Source organism: Mumia zhuanghuii (genome assembly GCF_042681565.1).
Lineage (GTDB): Bacteria > Actinomycetota > Actinomycetes > Propionibacteriales > Nocardioidaceae > Mumia.
Genome location: NZ_JBHUFT010000008.1, coordinates 1,498,609 through 1,514,428, shown reverse-complemented (window position 1 = coordinate 1,514,428; position 15,820 = coordinate 1,498,609). Strand labels below are relative to the sequence as shown.

Sequence of the window (15,820 nt, the reverse complement as noted above, 5' to 3'; positions counted from 1 at the left end):
GGTCCGACTCGGACAAGGAACAACGACGAAATGACGGCACCAGCCACGCCCGCGCTCGAGATCCGCAGCCTTGGCCTGCGGATCGGAGGAGCGACCATCCTCGAGGGGATCGACCTCGCCGTCGACCGCGGTTCGATGGTGGGGATCATCGGCCCGAACGGCGCAGGCAAGACCACGCTGTTCAACGCGGTCTCTGGTCTGATCACCCCCACCGACGGATCCGTGCTGCTCGACGGCAAGGACATCACCACGATGCCGGTCGCGAGCCGGGCACGGGCGGGACTGGGCCGTACTTTCCAGACCTCGAGCCTGTTCCCCGACCTCAGCGTTCTCGAGAACGTGAGGTTGGCGGCGCAGGTCTCGCGAGGAGGCAGCCTCTCGGTCGTCCGGTTCCCCCGGCGCACCGACGCCGCGACCAAGGCGGCGCTCGACCATCTCGACGAGGTCGGGCTCGCCGACAAGGTGGACGTCCTGGCAGGCGGGCTCTCGCACGGCGACAAGCGCAAGCTCGAGATCGCCATGCTCCTCGCCTCCCACCCGTCCGTCATCCTGCTCGACGAGCCGATGGCGGGCGTCGGGTCCGGTGACGTCGCCGGCCTCAGCGCGATCATCCACTCGCTGCACCGCGACAAGGGGTGCACCGTCCTGATGGTCGAGCACCACATGGACGTGCTTCTCGGCCTCGTCGACAAGGTGGCGGTCCTGCACTTCGGACACGTCCTCGCGTACGACACACCCTCGGCAGTGATGGCCGACCCGACAGTCCAGAACGCCTACCTCGGGACGAACGCATGACCATGACAGACAGCGACCCGGTGCTCGTCGTCGAGCATCTTGCCGGCGACATCGACGGTCAACAGGTGGTGGAGGACGTCAGCCTCACCGTGCCGCCGTACGGGGTCACCGCGATCCTCGGCCGCAACGGCGTCGGCAAGACCAGCACGCTGCGGAGCATCCTCGGCCTCATTCACCGCACAGGCGACATCCGGCTCGCCGGTGAGCGCATCGACCGGCTGCCGACGTACAAGATCGTGCAGCGCGGAGTCGGCTACGTCCCCGAGGACCGGGAGGTCTTCTCGAAGCTCACCGTCGCTGAGAACATCCGGCTGGCTGAGCGGACGGCACACCCGCGGCGCGACCTCGTCGACGCCTTGTTCCCCGACCTCGTCGCCCGGAGGGATCAGATGGCAGGAACGTTGTCGGGAGGCCAGCAGCAGATGGTGTCGCTCGCCCGGGCCCTCATCAACGACAACCAGATCCTTCTCGTCGACGAGCCGACGAAGGGCCTCGCTCCGCGCGTCGTCAACGAGGTTGCTGAGGCCCTCCAGGAGGCGGCGAAGACGGTGCCGATCCTCCTGGTCGAGCAGAACCTCGACGTCGTACGACGCCTTGCCGACGCGGCCGTGGTGATCGAGAGCGGCCGTGTGGTCCACACCGGCGACGCCACGGCACTGCTGGACGACGAAGAGCTGACGACACGGCTCCTCGGCGTCCACGGCGAGACGACGAGCGAGGTGACCCGATGAGCACGGTCGTCCTGCTCGCCGTGACCGGTTTGGGACTCGGCGCCCTCTACTTCCTCGTCGCCTCGGGCCTCTCGCTGATCTACGGCCTGATGCACGTCCTGAATTTCGCGCACGGCAGCTTCCTCACACTCGGCGCGTTCCTCGGCTGGATGGTCGCTCAGCAGATCGACGCGACGAGCTGGCTCGGGTTCGCGACGTCGATGCTGGTGGGAGCCGCCGTTGGTGCGCTGGTGGCTGCGCTCACCGAGCTCGTCCTCATCCGGCCGCTGTACGAGCGCCACATCGAGCAGGTCCTCGTCACCGTCGGCCTCTCGCTGGCGACGGTGGCGCTGTTCGAAGGCATCTGGGGGTCGGACCCGCGCTTCATCCGTGGCCCCGCATGGCTGGACGAGACCACAGGGATCGCCGGCGCCCGGATCCCCAACGACCGGTTCGTGGTGATCGCGGTCGCCGCCATGGTGCTCATCGCGATCGTGATGTTCCTGCGGCACACCCGCTACGGGATGATCATCCGCGCCGGCGTGGAGAACCGCGCGATGGTCACCGCCCTCGGGATCGACGTCCGTAAATCGTTCACGCTCGTCTTCACCATCGGTGGCGCAGCGGCCGGACTCGGGGGCGTCCTCGCGTCGCACTACTTCGGCTACGTGTCGCCTAGCCTCGGCGGCTCTCTCCTGATCTTCGCGTTCATCGTCACGGTGATCGGCGGGCTGGGCTCCCTCACGGGCGCGGCCGTCGCCTCCGTACTCGTGGCCATGCTCCAGCAGTTCGCCAACTACTACCTGTCCGGGACCGGCGACTTCGTGGTCGTCCTCGCGCTTGCGGCCGTGCTTCTCGTACGGCCTACCGGACTGATGGGAGCCCGCGCATGAGCCGCCTACGGATCGGACCCGTCGTCGGCGGTACGGCGGTGGTCGTCGTCATGGCCATCCTGCCGCTGGTCAACCTGCAGATCCCGGGCGTCCTGCCGGGGCCCACCTACCAGCCCGGCGCGTTGAGCCTGCTCGCGCTGTGCATGGTGTTCGCCGCCCTCGCACTCTCGTACAACCTGCTGCTCGGCACCGCGGGTCTCCTCTCGTTCGGTCACGCGCTGGCGTTCGGCGCGGGCGCGTACGGCTTGGGGATCGTCCTCGAGCACACCGGCCTCTCGCTGTGGTCGGCGCTGCTGGTGACGCTGGTCGGCGGCTTCGTGCTGGCTCAGGTGACGGGGGCGATCAGCCTGCGCGTCACGGGCATCCCGTTCGCGATGGTCACCCTCGCCTTCGCCCAGGCCGGCTCCGTGCTCGTCCGTCGCAACCCCGGCGGGGCCACCGGCGGTGAGGAAGGCCTCAGCCTCCCGACCGACCACGTCCCGGACTGGATGGTCGGGGTCGCGAACACGCGGAACCTCTACTGGCTGACGCTGGTGATGCTCGTCCTCGTCTACGTGATCGTCGTCTGGATCGATCGTTCGCGGGTCGGCCACGTCGCTGCGGCGACGCGCGAGAACGAGCTGCGTGTGCGGGTCCTCGGGCTTTCGCCGTACGCCGCGAAGCTGATGGTCTTCACCGTCGCCGGCGTGCTCGCCTCGCTGACCGGTGCGACCTACCTGCTGCTGCAGAGCGGCGCCGTCCCGCGTTCGGTGTCGGCCGACCTGACGATCACGATCCTCGTGATGGTCGTCCTCGGCGGAGTCGGATCGCGCTGGGGCGTCATCGTCGGGGGCGTCCTCTACACGCTGCTGAACCAGCGCCTGTCGGTGTTCGCCCACTCCGATGCGGTCGAGTCACTGCCCGATGTGCTGCGGGTCCCGCTCTCCGAGCCGATGTTCATCCTCGGCACCCTGTTCATCCTCGTGGTCATGTTCTTCCCCGGCGGCATCGCAGGGGCGACTGCGGCGGCCACCCGTACGCGGTCTCGGCACGAACGCCCGCGCGAGGAGTCTTCGCCGGCAGAGTCGGCGGCATGACCCACGCGACGTGGCAGAGTGCCGACGCGGGTGCCCACACCATCGGGCGATGGCTGACCGACCGCGCCCGGCAGGAACCCGACGCCGTCGCCATCGACGATCGGGGCGTCACCATCACGTACGGCGCACTCGCCCGTCGCTCGAGCGACCTCGCCCGTACCCTGCAGACTGCCGGGTACGCCCCGGGTGACCGGGTCGCGACGCTGACGGGGAACTCGATCGACCACGTCGTCGTCTTCTTCGCCTGTGCTCAGGCGGCGCTCGCGCTGGTCCCGCTGTCGTGGCGTTTGACCGCGATCGAGCTCGCCGACCTGCTCGAGAGGGTGGACCCTGCGATCCTCCTCGTCGAGGACGAGTACTCCGCGCTCGGCCGCGACGCCGTGTCGCGGCTAGGGACACCGCCGCCCGTGGCCGAGCTCGGGACGACAGGCGTGGAGGCGGCCGTCCCGCTGTCCGTACGAGCGGACGCGGCCAACAACTCCGGCGTCGCACACCGGCCGGTGCGCGACGACGACCCGCTGCTGATCATCGTCACCTCGGGCAGTGCGGGGCAGCCCAAGGCGGTCGTCCTCACCCACGCGAGCTGCTTCTGGAACAACCTCGCGCTCGGACAGGCTGTCGAGATCACCTCCTCCGACGTCGTCCTGGCGACCCTGCCGCAATTCCACGTCGCCGCCTGGAACATCCAGCCGCTCCTGGCCTGGCGCGCCGGCGCGACCGTGGTGCTCGAACGCTCGTTCCAGCCGTCGCGTGTCCTGAGCCTGATCACCGAACGACGGGTCACGGCGATGATGGGGGTGCCGACGCAGTACCTCCTCCTCGCGGAAGATCCTGCGTTCGCCGACACCGACGTCTCGAGCCTGCGCGCAGCCATGTCCGGCGGGTCGGCGATGCCGTACGGGCTGTGGCGACGGTGGGCGGATCGCGGTGTCGGGATCGCGCAGGGCTACGGCCTTACCGAAGCCGGCCCGAACGTGCTGATGCTGCGCGCCGACGAGGCCGAGGCGAACCCCGGGTCCGTCGGGCACCCCTACCCGTACGTCGAAGTCGGGCTGCGCGACATCGTCACCGGTACGGACGTGGTCGGTCCAGGCACCGGCGAGCTGTGGGTCCGAGGGCCGAGCCTTTTCGTCGGCTACTTAGGTGATGCCGGCTCGTCAGCAGAAGCACTCGTCGACGGACGACTGACGTCGGGTGATCTGGCCGACCGCGACGCGGCAGGTCGTTTTCGGATCGTCGGCCGGTTGAAGGACCTCTATATCAGCGGCGGGGAGAACATCGCGCCCGCCGAGATCGAGGCGGCGATCGCGTCGCACCCCCTCGTGGAGCAGGTCGCGGTGGTCGGTGTCCCCGACGAGGTGTGGGGTGAGGTCGGCGCCGCCTTCGTGGTGCCGCGATCTGGCGCTCCCCTCACTGCCGAGGAGATCCGGACCTACCTCCGAGGGTCGATCGCCGGGTTCAAGATCCCGAAGTACGTGCACGTACGCGCGACGCTTCCGCGTACCGCGCTTGGAAAGATTGTCCGGCCGCGACTGCAGGCGGACGCCATGGCAAACAGGGGGCAGGCATGAGTGCCACAGAGGACTTCGGGCTCGACGAGGTGGAGACGGTCTCGTCTGCCCAAGGGAAGCCGCTCGGGAAACGAGGCGAGGCAACACGTGCGCGGCTCCTCGTTGCTGCGGAGGACGTGTTCGCCGAGCTCGGCTACCACGAGGCCTCGATCGTGAAGATCACCGAGCGTGCCAGCATCGGGCTCGGCACCTTCTACCTCTACTTCGAGTCGAAGCAGGCCATCTTCGAAGCCCTCGTCGTCGACCTGAACCGTCGGGTCCGACGCTCGATGGCGGAGGCGATGGAGGGAGCGCAGAACCGCCTCGAGGCCGAGCGCGCCGGGTTTGCGGGGTTCTTCCAGTTCACCGCCCAGCACCCCGCGCTGTATCGCGTCGTCCGCGAGGCCGAGTTCGTGTCGCCGGAGATGCTGCGCCTTCACTACACCCGGATCGTCGAGGGATACCGCGCCGGTCTCGCGAAGGCGCAGGCGGCAGGCGAGATCAGCGACATCGACCCTGAGGTCGCGGCCTGGGCCCTGATGGGCATGGGCGAGCTCCTCGGCATGCGCTACCTGCTGTGGGAGCGCAACGCCGACGGCAAGCCGCCCTCCCACGTCCCGGACCACGTTCTCACCGAGATGATGCGCCTCGTCAACGACGGCTTGGCCCCGAAGGAGACCTCATGACCGATCGTCCCGACCGCACGCTCCACGGCCGCCGCGCCGTCGTCACCGGAGGTGCCAGCGGAATCGGTCTCGCCTGCGCTCGTGTGCTCGCCGAGCGCGGTGCCGAGGTGACCGTCGCGGACGTCGATCCCGACGCGACCGCCCGGATCGCCGACGAGCTCGGCGCGCACGCGTGGGTGGTCGATCTGGCGGACACGACGGCCCTCGACGAGCTGGCCCTCGACGCCGACATCCTGGTGAACAACGCCGGGGTCCAGCGGGTGAGCCCGATCGCGAGGTTCGCACCCGAAGACTTCCGGCTGATCCAGCGGCTGATGGTCGAGTCGCCGTTCCTGCTGGTGCGCGCTGTGCTTCCCGGCATGTGCGACCGGGGATGGGGGCGGATCGTGAACCTGTCGAGCGTGCACGGGCTGCGCGCCAGCGCGTACAAGGTCGCCTACGTCACCGCAAAGCACGGGATCGAGGGACTCTCGAAGGTCGCCGCGCTCGAGGGTGGCCCGTACGGAGTCACGAGCAACTGCGTGAACCCCGGGTACGTTCGCACTCCTCTCGTCGAGAAGCAGATCGCCGATCAGGCGGCCGCGCACGGCATCCCCGAGGACGAGGTCGTGGAGAAGGTGATGCTCACCGAGTCCGCGGTGAAGCGGCTCATCGAACCCGAGCAGGTTGCCTCCCTCGTCGCGTGGCTGTGCTCCGACGACGCGGCGATGGTGAGCGGTGCCTCGTACACGATGGACGGCGGGTGGACCGCCCGATGACGCGCCCGTACCGCACGATCGACGTTCCGGTGCCCGGCGGCGACCTGCGGGTCGGCGTCTGGGACGCAGGCGACCCCTCAGCGCCCACCCTGCTGCTGGTGCACGGGGTCACCGCGTCGCACCGGTCATGGGACCTCCTCGCCGAGCGGCTCCCCGAGGTCCGTCTGGTCGCCCCCGATCTGCGCGGCCGCGGTCGCAGCAACGGCGTCGAGGGGCCCGCGGGCATGACGGCGCACGCGCGGGACCTGGTCGCCGTGCTGGACGCCGTCGGTGCCGATGCGGTCACCGTGATCGGGCACTCGATGGGTGGCTTCGTCGCGTGCGTGCTCGCTGACCAGTTTCCGGACCGAGTAGGCAGCCTTGTGCTGCTGGACGGCGGGCTCCCGCTGGACGTCCCCGAGGGGCTCGACGCAGACGAGGTGATCGCCACCGTTCTCGGGCCGACCGCCGAGCGGCTCGCGATGGAGTTCGCCGATGTCGAGGCTTACTTCGCGTTCTGGCGCAGGCACCCCGCCTTCGCCGACGGCTGGTCTTCGGAGCTCGAGGACTACTTCGCGTACGACCTGGTCGGGGAACCACCGGCGCTGCGGGCGGCAACCAGCTACGCGACGATGTCCGAGGACACCGTCGACCTCAACGCAGGCGCCGCCCCTGCGCAGGCGATCGCGCACCTGCGGCACTCGACACTCTTTGTCACGGTGCCCCGAGGGCTGCTCGACGAGAAGCCCGGCTTGTACGCCGACGAGCGGATCCCCGCACTGCTCGCCGACAAGCCCACGATCCGGCACCACCGGGTCGACGACGCCAACCACTACACGCTCGTCCTGTCGGCACGCGGCGCGGACGCGGTCGCAGAACTGGTGCGTGACGAGGTTGCCTTGACCACCCCAGAAACATCCCACCCGTGAATTCAGACTGTCCGAGCCCGCCAGGCTCTGCCACACTCCGTCTACCCGGTCGACAGCGACCCGGCTCTAGGAGAAGAGGCTGCCATGGACTCCGTGACCAATGACTTCGGAGATGTCCTTCTCTGGTCCTTCTGGTTCTTCATCTGGATCGCCGCATTCATGGTGTGGGTCCGGTGCCTGTTCGACATGTTCGGCGACCACACGCTCAGCGGCTGGGCGAAGGCCGGATGGGCAGTGCTCCTCATCTTCGTGCCCTGGGTCGGCGCTCTGATCTACCTCATCGCACGCGGCCGAAGCATGACCGAACGGCAGCAGGCCAAGGCCCAGGAGGTCCAAGCCGCCCAAGCCGACTACATCAAGCAGGTTGCCAGCACCTCGACGTCGGCAACCGACCAGATCGCCAGCGCCAAGGCGCTCCTCGACTCCGGCGCCATCGACCAGGGCGAGTACGAGACCTTGAAGGCCAAGGCTCTCGCGTGACGCCGGCGGCATCACCCGCATCGGGTGATGCCGCAGCGTTCGTGCCGCCGAAGAGTGAGAGCCCTATCGATCAAGGGAGCTCGCCATGTCGGACGACAGCAACACCCCCAACCCTGACATCAACGCGGCCGTCGTCTCCGACGGCGCCTACACCCTCCTCGTCGCAGACTTCAGTGACACCAGCGCGGCATGGGAGGCGTACGAAACCCTCAAGGCCACCGAAGACGGCCGCACTGTCGAGATCGAGGGCGTGGTCGTGGTGACCCGCTCGGCCGAGGGCAAGCTGGCAGTCCAGAAGGCAACCGACCACAGCACGAAGACCGGGCTCAAGTGGGGCGTGGTCGGGGGCATTGCGCTCGGCGTGATCTTCCCGCCATCGATCCTCGGGACCGCGGTCGTCGGAGGCTCCGCGGGCGCCCTCGTCGGCAAGCTGCGTCAGCGCCACCACCACGGCGAGCTCGAGCAGCAGCTCGAGAACGCCATCCCGCCCGGACACTCCGGCCTGCTCGCGCTCGTCTCCGACCCCGGCGCCGTCAAGATCCGGAAGGCTCTCGAGCGGGCCGACGCCATCATCGAGTCCGCCATCGACACGGTCGAGGCTGATGACATCAAGGCGGCGGCCAAGCAGGCCCAGCAGGATGAATGAAGAAGCCGCGCTGCAGGCGAGCCGGACTGCGGGACTCGCCACTCTGGTCATCGGCGCAGCGTTGCTTGTCGGTCAGCCCCGGTGCGAGCGCGAGATCGACCAAGCCGAGCCTCCGCGCCGCGACCGACGACGACCGCGGTAAGGCTGCCAAAACCTTGCACGCGCTCGGACGCTGATCTTCGACCTCAGCGAGCCGCGCACACCTTCCGCATGTGCACCCGCCGGAACGGGTCTTCCGCAGCAACGCGCGTGATCTCGAAACCGTGCCGCTGATAGAAGGCGATGTTCTCGACCATCGTCTCGTGGGTGTAGAGGCGGACCTCGTCGTACCCGCGACTCGTCGCGCGGGCCTCGGCCCAGGCCAAGATCCCGCGGCCGAGTCCCCGCGACTGCCGCGCAGGTACGACCGCGATGTTCTCGACCAGGAGGTGGTCACCTCCCCCGCGGGTCACGACAACAGCGACGAGCTCGCCGGCCTCGCGTACGACGTGGACGTCCCCGTCCTCGATGTCACGCGCGTAGTCGGCGTTCATCGGTGCCGGCTCCTGCCCCATGCGCGGGACGTACGGCGCGTACGCGCTGCGCACCAGCTCGCGTACGGCCGTCGCGTCCGCAGGCTCGGCGGGTACGGGAATCACGTCAGGCACGCACCTCACGATCCTCCGTACGCCCAAGCCGCGCAACGACCCCGGGCGCTGCCAGTCAGCTCACGAGCGGGTAGGACCCGAAGCGACCCCACGCGATGAAGGCCGCGAGGGCGAGGTAGCCCCCGGTGAGCACGACGAGCGAGGATTGCCCCAAACGGCCGTGAGTGATCATCGCGCCGACCATGAGGACGACCCAGCAGGCTGCAGTCACGGGTACGAGCACCGGCGCAGCACCGACAAGGGCGGGCAGGACGAGGCCCACGGCGGCAAGAAGCTCGAGGACACCGAGCGTCTTGACGAAGCCGACGCTCGCGTCAGCGGTCCATTCGCCGCCGTGCTGCGCGGCCAGCCTCTCCTTGGGGACGAAGGTCTTGGTCACGCCGCCGACCAAGGCGACCACGGCCAGCAGACCGGTGGCGATCCACAACACCACGTTCATCTCGATGGTCATGCCATGAAGACACCGGGCGATCGCTCCGTGTGACAGATCGCGGCGGCTACGCCTCGCGCGGGGTGTCGCGGGCGTACGCCTCCCACGACGACAGGATCGGGCCGGACACGTCCCAGCCCTCCGGCGCCTCGAAGAACTCCGGGTGGTGCTTCTCGGTGTACGCACGGATCTTGGGCGGCACGTCGTCGAGCCCGCGGATCGTCTTGCGGCTGTGCAAGCGCCCGGTCATCACACCGCCCTCGAGTCCCGAGCCGCCCATCCGCATCCACGGCCAGAACGGCGAGACCCGCGAGAAGCCAGCACGGAAGTGCGCCGAGGCGAGGTCGCGGTCCTCCAGCTCACGCTTGGACGTGTAGATGACGAAGTGCTCCGACGGATTGATCGTCGCGCCCGTCGACGAGCGCGGCCAACCCGACGGCGTGACCGGGTTCGGATATTCGTGAGCGTAGTCCCACTCCAGCAGCACCTCGTCCCCGTACACCGCCCACGGAAGGAGGAACGGCAACGACCCGTCGTCGGAGGCATCGACGTTCTCGTTCATCGCGACGCCGTGCTCCTCGGCGTCACCGACGAACAGCCTCGGCATCTCGAGGGTCAGCTCGCCGCCGATCTTGTCGTTGAGGAACGGGAAGACGTCGACGGTCTCACCGGTGAACGGGTTGTCCCAGGTCTCGATGACCTCACCCGTCCGCAGGTCGTAGAAGAACCCGGTCTCCTTGCCGCGCATCTGCAGCCGCTCGTCCGCGCCCTCGCCGACGAAGCGAACCTTCGTGATCCCGGTGCCGGCGTACCCGAACAACGGCTGCTGCCTCGACGTCCCAATCGAGGCGTACATCGTGCCGTGGAACGTCGAGATCAAAGGGTCGTCGCCGAAGGTCCCCCACGTCTTGCCGAACGCGTACAGGTTGTCTCGCGGTGATGCGGCCAGGTCGAGCGGTACGAAGCTGGTCACGGTGGGTCCCTTCGTCAGCGCCGCCCTCCGCGGGCGGTGGTGGAGGGACGCTAGCACCGTGCGGCGCCTCAACGGGTCTGGCGCATCAGCTCGATGCCGAGCTGGGTGACGGAGTGCATCACGGAGTCGGTGTCGCGTCGACTGCTGATCAGCCCAGCCTCGCGCAGCGTACGAGTGTGATAGCTGACCGTCGCGGCCGAAATCCCCAGCTGGCGCGCGATCTCGGAGGTGGTGGCGCCGGCCGCGCAGGCCGCCAGCACGAGAGCGCGGCTGCCACCGATGAGGGCAGCAAGCGCCCGCTCCGGGTAAGCCGCGACGTGGTCCGCAGCAGTACGCGGCAGCGGATAGACGAGGACCTGCGGCAGCGACGGGTCTGCGAAGGTGACTGGCTGGTGCCAGCAGAAGTACGAAGGGACGAGGCGAAGCCCGCGTCCGCCGAGGTGGACATCGCGATCGTCGATGTGGTCGAGGACGCTGAGAACCGGCGGCTGCCAGCGGAACGCTGGGCCTAGACCTCGGAGAAGGCCATCCACTCCCCCATCCAGCAGATGGCGAGAGCGCACCGCCCGCTCGCCGTCGAGCAGGGCTTGCATCTCGCTGGCGACCGGCTCGATCACGACCTGGTGGTAGGCACGCAGCGTCTCGGTCAGGACACGTCGCTCTCGCGGCTCCGCGAGAGCACGCAGCATCGGCCCGTTTCCCTTGCGGAGATCGAGCCGTGAGATCTCTTGGGTGACCTGGCTCTCCGGGAGGGCGAGGATCGCGTCGAGCCCTGCGTCGAGGCTGTCCGCGCCCTCCCCAGGAGTGAGGAAGTCCGGGAAGTACTGGGCCCGCGGGTACAGCGGCATGAGCAGAGTGCGGACGGTGCGACCGAGTGCGGTGTCGCGCAGCGTATGAAGGGCGTGCTTGTGCCAGCGCTCGTGCGCCCAGCGCCCCCGGCGAGTCTGGAATCGGTGCAGGCTCGAGGCGATCTCCCACATCGGGTCGGGTTGGGCGGTGACCCTGGTCCGGGCAAGATCGAGCTCACTGAAGTGGATGCGAAGCACTGAATCCCCCTTGGTCAGGCTTCCGAGAAGAGTCACAGACTCAGGGACTCACCGCCCACCGCATTTCAAGCCTCGTCGAAATGGCTCCGCGGTCAAGCGCGTCCAGCAGATCGCGGGCATCACTGCCGACGGCGTCTACGGCCCGGGGACCCGGTACGCGATGCTGCACCGCCAGGATGCGTGGGAGGGCGACCAGGACCCCAACGTCTGCCGGAAGCTCTGAGCTCCTGACGGATCAGAACTCCTCACCGCCGGCGCCACCATCGGCGGGACGCGAGAGCGGCAAGCCCGGCGCCGGCGGTGTTGAGCAGGACGTCGTCGACGGAGGACACCCGGCCCTGTTGTGCGACGTACTGCGCGGTCTCGATCAGGACCGAGCAGACTGCCGCGACGGCGACGGTACGGGGGATGCACGCGAGCGCGCTGAACCGTACGGGGGCGAAGAAACCGAGCGCCGCGAAGACCAGCAGGTTCCCGACGATCTGGTAGGGCGGCATGCTCGACAGGTCCCGCAGCGGCACGAGACTCACCGTGCCGTGCGCGGCGCCGCCAGCCGGCCGCAGAGTGAGCCACACCCATGGCAGCGTCCCGCAGACGATGCCGATCTCGGCCAGCGTCGTACGCAGCGCCGGCCTGCTCACCGCTGCAGCCTCGGGTCGTGCGTGGGGTCGGCGTAGGTCTCCGGACACCCCTCGGCGATCGCATCGGGACGCAGCTCGAAGTGCCACGGTTCGTTGCCGTAGATCCGGCACAGCCCGAAGGAGGCGCCGTGCTCGGCCAGCCATGTCGCAGCCGACGACGGACCGATGTCGACCGCGTCGCCGTCCTCGTGCACCGAGGTGCCGGGACGCGCGACCCATCGCTCGGCCGCGTGGTCCGATCCAAACCGCGTGACTGCTTCCTGGAAGAGCTGCTTCTGGTAGCCGGTCGAGCGCCATCCGCTGGTGACCTCGAGCTCGACCCCGTCGTCGGCCGCTTCAGCCGCGGCCTCGCGCAGGGCGGCGAGGAGCTTCGGGTCGAGGTTCGCCACCGCCGCACGGGTCTGCTCCGGCGGATCAGCGGCCGGGCTGCAGCCGAGACAGAGCACGGGCGCCGCGACGGCAATCGTCACGGCGAGGGCGCGTCTTGCGTGGTTGCGGGACATGCCACCAGTCAAAGAAAGGTGGTGTTGCCAGCACGTACGCGGATTTCGATACGGCGACGATAGGCGGCGGGTCCCTACCATCGGAGCATGCGCGTACTGGTCGTCGAGGACGAGCCCCTGCTCGCGGAGGCCGTACGCGACGGGCTCCGGCTGGAGGCGATCGCGGCCGACCTCGCCGGGGACGGCGACACCGCGCTGGAGCTGCTGGGCGTCAACTCGTACGACATCGCCGTGCTCGATCGCGACATCCCCGGTCCCTCCGGGGACGAGATCGCCCGACGCATCATCGCCTCCGGCAGCGGCATGCCGATCCTCATGCTCACCGCGGCCGACCGCCTCGACGACCTGGCCTCCGGGTTCGGGCTCGGTGCTGACGACTACCTCACCAAACCCTTCGAGCTGCGGGAGCTGGTGCTCCGGCTGCGAGCACTCGACCGTCGGCGCGCGCACATCCGACCTCCCGTACGCGAGATCGCCGGCCTGCGGCTCGACCCGTTCCGCCGCGAGGTCTATCGCGACGGCCGCTACGTCGCCCTCACCCGCAAGCAGTTCGCGGTGCTTGAAGTCCTCATGACAGCCGAAGGCGGTGTCATCAGCGCCGAGCAGCTCCTCGAGCGAGCGTGGGACGAGAACGCGGACCCGTTCACCAACGCCGTGCGCATCACCGTCTCGGCCCTGCGCAAACGGCTCGGCGAACCCGGACTGATCGCCACCGTCCCCGGCGTCGGGTATCGCATCGACACGCAGCCCGAGACCGAGCGCGAGGGAGGCGATCGTGGCTAGAGCGCCGGGTCTCAGTGTCCGCCTCAAGCTCACGCTCAGCTATGCGGGCTTCGTCATGGTCACCGGTGCACTGCTGCTCGCCACCGTGTGGGTGTTCCTCCTGCGCTACGTGCCCGATCGCGCGAACCGCGGCCCCGGCCCCTTCACGCCCACGCGCTCCGACCTGCTGGAAGCCTTCGCGCCGAGAGCGGCCCAGGCGCTGGTGTTCCTGCTCGTCATCGGTGTCATCGGGGGCTGGCTTCTCGCGGGACGGATGCTTGCTCCCCTGACCCGCATCACCAACGCCACCCGCCGCGCGGCGACCGGGTCGCTCTCGCACAGGATCGAGATGGAAGGCCGCCAGGACGAGTTCCGCGAGCTCGCCGACTCCTTCGACACGATGCTCGGGCGCCTCGAGGCCCAGGTCGCCGAGCAGCAGCGGTTCGCCGCGAACGCCTCGCACGAGCTGCGTACGCCGCTGGCGGTCACGCAGACACTCCTCGACCTCGCCCGGAAGGATCCGAGCCGCGACCCCGCCGAGCTCGTCGACCGCCTCTACGCCGTGAACGCCCGGGCGATCGACCTCACGCAGGCACTGCTTCTGCTCAGCCGGGCGGATCAGGGCTCGTTCACCCGAGAGCCCGTCGACCTGTCCCTCCTCGCAGAAGAAGCCACCGAGACGCTCCTTCCCCTCGCGGAACGGCGCGGCATCACCCTCGAGACGTCCGGCGACGTCGCGACGACAGTCGGCTCACCTGCACTGCTGCTGCAGATGACGACGAACCTCGTGCACAACGCGATCGTCCACAACTCCCCCGACCAAGGGAGCGTGCGGGTCACCACCAGCGTCCAGTCGTCGGGCGTGCTGCTCACCGTGGAGAACACCGGCGCGAAGCTCAGCCCGCACCTGGTCGCCACGCTCGCCGAGCCGTTCAGACGCGGCTCCGACCGTGTCCACGACGACCACTCCGGTGTCGGCCTGGGACTGGCGATCGTCGAGCACATCGGCCGTGCGCACGACGGCACCCTCAGCCTCACCGCCCGCCCGGCCGGCGGGCTCTGCGTCACGGTACGGCTCCCCGCCGCACCACCACGACGCGAGAGGTGACGAGGCGTCGACAGCAACGACCAAGGCCGCCGAAGGGATGATCGAGGGAGGACCGTCGAGGCCGAAGCACTGTCAGAGGCGGTACGCAGCTCCACGTCAGGAAGACCGTGAACGACGGGCAGCGGTGGACCACGCTCGCCCAGAGCTACGGCGGGGATCGCCGAGCCAGCCCGCACGAAAATCAACCTTCACACGGTCAGGGACTGGATGAAGTCCTGTCCCCATCGGTGCGCGCGTCGAAGCTCCGCCTCGAGCAGTGGGCCTTGGACTCCCGTGACGTAGAAGCTCGGACCGCGTCGCGCGTCGTTGAATCCTCGCTTCTTGAGCGACTTGTATGCCGCTTTGGAGGCGGTGCCAGGCGTGAAGCGTGTCTTGGTCGAAGTATCGATCGTGACAACCGGGAGGTCGGCGACTGGCTGGAGGACCTCGATCCACTCACGGACTCCCCGCGTGTTGCTCGCGGTTGATCCCTTGGTCCGAGCTTGCTCTCGCGTCCGTGGAGTGGGCAGCGAGAAGTCGTGTGTGGGCGCCGCGACGATCACGGCCTTCAACCCGGCCGGCAGGGTCGCACCCGCATCGCCCGCCGTCACGATCAAGGTCCGGCTTGCCCCGAGGACGTCGGTGAGCCCTTCGGTGATCGCATCCGCGATCGCCGAGGTGTTGCCGAAGTAGGACTCGGTGGCGATGAGGATGCTCACTCCTTGATCCGTTCGGTGGTAGGAAGCCACGCGACCGCGAGGGCTATGGCGCCGAACACGGCCAGAGCAATGCTCACGACGCGCCACGAGAGCGGCAGAATGGGTGTCTCGTGCTCGAAGACGACCGCGGTGAAGATCAACAGTGCACTGCCCACCACGAAGCAGGCCGTGGACCACCACCGCGCCCAACTCGCCCCGCGCCACGTTACTGCGAGGGCGGTCGCCCACCCCAACGCTCCGAGACCGAACACGCTGTACAGGCAGATCCAGGGCACGATCGGGTCGGGGATCTGGCCGTATGGCTCGTAAAGCTCGTGGACGCGTGACGCGACGCTGTCACCGGTCGCCTGGTCGACAGCCATCCAGATCATGGCGACCACCGTGGCGGCCAATCCGAGTCCCAGACAGATTGACAGCGCGACCCTTCGTGACGCCGTGCGTTCTGATGTCATCACAACCCCTTAATTGACAGTCACTATCAGTTGATGGTGACTGTACTGAGCCGCAGAG

The 15,820-nt window shown here is 68.6% G+C and carries 20 protein-coding genes; 12 read left to right on the top strand and 8 right to left on the bottom strand.

The window, feature by feature from the left end:
• Positions 1-30: 30 nt before the first annotated feature.
• The 10 genes from ACFSDF_RS15795 to ACFSDF_RS15750 all read left to right on the top strand — a co-directional run bounded on the left by ACFSDF_RS15795 (position 31) and on the right by ACFSDF_RS15750 (position 8,502).
• Complete coding sequence (locus ACFSDF_RS15795) at positions 31-795, top strand: ABC transporter ATP-binding protein (RefSeq protein ID WP_167004089.1); 765 nt, start codon at positions 31-33, stop codon at positions 793-795.
• Positions 792-1,526 carry an ABC transporter ATP-binding protein gene (locus ACFSDF_RS15790; RefSeq protein ID WP_377158200.1) on the top strand — a complete coding sequence of 245 codons (735 nt, stop codon included), beginning with the start codon at positions 792-794 and terminating at the stop codon, positions 1,524-1,526. Before ACFSDF_RS15795 ends, ACFSDF_RS15790 begins: the two co-directional genes overlap by 4 nt.
• Positions 1,523-2,398 (top strand): branched-chain amino acid ABC transporter permease, encoded by an 876-nt coding sequence (locus ACFSDF_RS15785; RefSeq protein ID WP_167004092.1) that lies wholly within the window; start codon positions 1,523-1,525, stop codon positions 2,396-2,398. Before ACFSDF_RS15790 ends, ACFSDF_RS15785 begins: the two co-directional genes overlap by 4 nt.
• Positions 2,395-3,474, top strand: coding sequence for a branched-chain amino acid ABC transporter permease (locus tag ACFSDF_RS15780; protein WP_167004095.1), 1,080 nt, complete (start codon positions 2,395-2,397; stop codon positions 3,472-3,474). Before ACFSDF_RS15785 ends, ACFSDF_RS15780 begins: the two co-directional genes overlap by 4 nt.
• Positions 3,471-5,045 carry a class I adenylate-forming enzyme family protein gene (locus ACFSDF_RS15775; protein WP_167004098.1) on the top strand — a complete coding sequence of 525 codons (1,575 nt, stop codon included), beginning with the start codon at positions 3,471-3,473 and terminating at the stop codon, positions 5,043-5,045. Before ACFSDF_RS15780 ends, ACFSDF_RS15775 begins: the two co-directional genes overlap by 4 nt.
• Positions 5,042-5,710 (top strand): TetR/AcrR family transcriptional regulator, encoded by a 669-nt coding sequence (locus ACFSDF_RS15770; protein WP_167004101.1) that lies wholly within the window; start codon positions 5,042-5,044, stop codon positions 5,708-5,710. Before ACFSDF_RS15775 ends, ACFSDF_RS15770 begins: the two co-directional genes overlap by 4 nt.
• A complete protein-coding gene (locus ACFSDF_RS15765; protein ID WP_377158197.1) occupies positions 5,707-6,468 on the top strand; it encodes a 3-hydroxybutyrate dehydrogenase in 762 nt (253 codons plus the stop codon). Before ACFSDF_RS15770 ends, ACFSDF_RS15765 begins: the two co-directional genes overlap by 4 nt.
• Positions 6,465-7,376 (top strand): alpha/beta fold hydrolase, encoded by a 912-nt coding sequence (locus tag ACFSDF_RS15760; protein WP_377158195.1) that lies wholly within the window; start codon positions 6,465-6,467, stop codon positions 7,374-7,376. Before ACFSDF_RS15765 ends, ACFSDF_RS15760 begins: the two co-directional genes overlap by 4 nt.
• Before the next feature lie 84 nt (positions 7,377-7,460).
• Complete coding sequence (locus ACFSDF_RS15755) at positions 7,461-7,856, top strand: SHOCT domain-containing protein (protein WP_377158193.1); 396 nt, start codon at positions 7,461-7,463, stop codon at positions 7,854-7,856.
• A gap of 85 nt (positions 7,857-7,941) precedes the next feature.
• Positions 7,942-8,502 (top strand): DUF1269 domain-containing protein, encoded by a 561-nt coding sequence (locus tag ACFSDF_RS15750; protein ID WP_377158191.1) that lies wholly within the window; start codon positions 7,942-7,944, stop codon positions 8,500-8,502.
• Between the two features lie 185 nt (positions 8,503-8,687).
• Here the strand turns inward: ACFSDF_RS15750 and ACFSDF_RS15745 are convergent, their stop codons facing one another.
• The 6 genes from ACFSDF_RS15745 to ACFSDF_RS15720 form a co-directional block, all read right to left on the bottom strand.
• Positions 8,688-9,149 (bottom strand): GNAT family N-acetyltransferase, encoded by a 462-nt coding sequence (locus ACFSDF_RS15745; RefSeq protein WP_377158189.1) that lies wholly within the window; start codon positions 9,147-9,149, stop codon positions 8,688-8,690.
• Between the two features lie 55 nt (positions 9,150-9,204).
• A complete protein-coding gene (locus ACFSDF_RS15740) occupies positions 9,205-9,600 on the bottom strand; it encodes a DoxX family protein (RefSeq protein ID WP_243842987.1) in 396 nt (131 codons plus the stop codon).
• A gap of 46 nt (positions 9,601-9,646) precedes the next feature.
• A complete protein-coding gene (locus ACFSDF_RS15735) occupies positions 9,647-10,552 on the bottom strand; it encodes a DUF1838 family protein (RefSeq protein WP_167004117.1) in 906 nt (301 codons plus the stop codon).
• A 68-nt stretch (positions 10,553-10,620) separates the two neighbouring features.
• On the bottom strand, positions 10,621-11,598 hold the full coding sequence (locus tag ACFSDF_RS15730; protein WP_167004120.1) for an ArsR/SmtB family transcription factor: 978 nt from the start codon (positions 11,596-11,598) through the stop codon (positions 10,621-10,623).
• A 245-nt stretch (positions 11,599-11,843) separates the two neighbouring features.
• A complete protein-coding gene (locus ACFSDF_RS15725; protein WP_243842988.1) occupies positions 11,844-12,239 on the bottom strand; it encodes a VanZ family protein in 396 nt (131 codons plus the stop codon).
• The gene (locus ACFSDF_RS15720) at positions 12,236-12,742 is read right to left on the bottom strand and encodes a D-alanyl-D-alanine carboxypeptidase family protein (RefSeq protein WP_243842989.1); all 507 of its coding nucleotides are present in this window, start codon (positions 12,740-12,742) and stop codon (positions 12,236-12,238) included. Before ACFSDF_RS15720 ends, ACFSDF_RS15725 begins: the two co-directional genes overlap by 4 nt.
• A gap of 87 nt (positions 12,743-12,829) precedes the next feature.
• On the opposite strand from ACFSDF_RS15720, the gene ACFSDF_RS15715 reads away from it, so the two are divergent.
• The gene (locus tag ACFSDF_RS15715; protein WP_167004126.1) at positions 12,830-13,525 is read left to right on the top strand and encodes a response regulator transcription factor; all 696 of its coding nucleotides are present in this window, start codon (positions 12,830-12,832) and stop codon (positions 13,523-13,525) included.
• The gene (locus ACFSDF_RS15710) at positions 13,518-14,612 is read left to right on the top strand and encodes a sensor histidine kinase (RefSeq protein WP_167004129.1); all 1,095 of its coding nucleotides are present in this window, start codon (positions 13,518-13,520) and stop codon (positions 14,610-14,612) included. The genes ACFSDF_RS15715 and ACFSDF_RS15710 overlap by 8 nt, the downstream gene beginning before the upstream one ends.
• A 188-nt stretch (positions 14,613-14,800) precedes the next feature.
• On the opposite strand, the gene ACFSDF_RS15705 is transcribed toward ACFSDF_RS15710, so the two are convergent.
• A complete protein-coding gene (locus ACFSDF_RS15705; protein ID WP_167004132.1) occupies positions 14,801-15,310 on the bottom strand; it encodes a flavodoxin family protein in 510 nt (169 codons plus the stop codon).
• Positions 15,307-15,681, bottom strand: coding sequence for a hypothetical protein (locus ACFSDF_RS15700; protein ID WP_377158185.1), 375 nt, complete (start codon positions 15,679-15,681; stop codon positions 15,307-15,309). The genes ACFSDF_RS15705 and ACFSDF_RS15700 overlap by 4 nt, the downstream gene beginning before the upstream one ends.
• Between the last annotated feature and the right edge of the window lie 139 nt (positions 15,682-15,820).

Excerpts from the sequence above, each read along its gene's own strand:
- ACFSDF_RS15770 (WP_167004101.1), top strand. The coding sequence starts at position 5,042 with ATGAGTGCCACAGAGGACTTCGGGCTCGACGAGGTGGAGACGGTCTCG.
- ACFSDF_RS15760 (WP_377158195.1), top strand. The coding sequence starts at position 6,465 with ATGACGCGCCCGTACCGCACGATCGACGTTCCGGTGCCCGGCGGCGAC.
- ACFSDF_RS15755 (WP_377158193.1), top strand. The coding sequence starts at position 7,461 with ATGGACTCCGTGACCAATGACTTCGGAGATGTCCTTCTCTGGTCCTTC.
- ACFSDF_RS15700 (WP_377158185.1), bottom strand. The coding sequence starts at position 15,681 with ATGATCTGGATGGCTGTCGACCAGGCGACCGGTGACAGCGTCGCGTCA.
- ACFSDF_RS15750 (WP_377158191.1), top strand. The coding sequence starts at position 7,942 with ATGTCGGACGACAGCAACACCCCCAACCCTGACATCAACGCGGCCGTC.
- ACFSDF_RS15795 (WP_167004089.1), top strand. The coding sequence starts at position 31 with ATGACGGCACCAGCCACGCCCGCGCTCGAGATCCGCAGCCTTGGCCTG.
- ACFSDF_RS15785 (WP_167004092.1), top strand. The coding sequence starts at position 1,523 with ATGAGCACGGTCGTCCTGCTCGCCGTGACCGGTTTGGGACTCGGCGCC.
- ACFSDF_RS15775 (WP_167004098.1), top strand. The coding sequence starts at position 3,471 with ATGACCCACGCGACGTGGCAGAGTGCCGACGCGGGTGCCCACACCATC.
- ACFSDF_RS15780 (WP_167004095.1), top strand. The coding sequence starts at position 2,395 with ATGAGCCGCCTACGGATCGGACCCGTCGTCGGCGGTACGGCGGTGGTC.
- ACFSDF_RS15740 (WP_243842987.1), bottom strand. The coding sequence starts at position 9,600 with ATGACCATCGAGATGAACGTGGTGTTGTGGATCGCCACCGGTCTGCTG.
- ACFSDF_RS15790 (WP_377158200.1), top strand. The coding sequence starts at position 792 with ATGACCATGACAGACAGCGACCCGGTGCTCGTCGTCGAGCATCTTGCC.
- ACFSDF_RS15720 (WP_243842989.1), bottom strand. The coding sequence starts at position 12,742 with ATGTCCCGCAACCACGCAAGACGCGCCCTCGCCGTGACGATTGCCGTC.
- ACFSDF_RS15765 (WP_377158197.1), top strand. The coding sequence starts at position 5,707 with ATGACCGATCGTCCCGACCGCACGCTCCACGGCCGCCGCGCCGTCGTC.
- ACFSDF_RS15715 (WP_167004126.1), top strand. The coding sequence starts at position 12,830 with ATGCGCGTACTGGTCGTCGAGGACGAGCCCCTGCTCGCGGAGGCCGTA.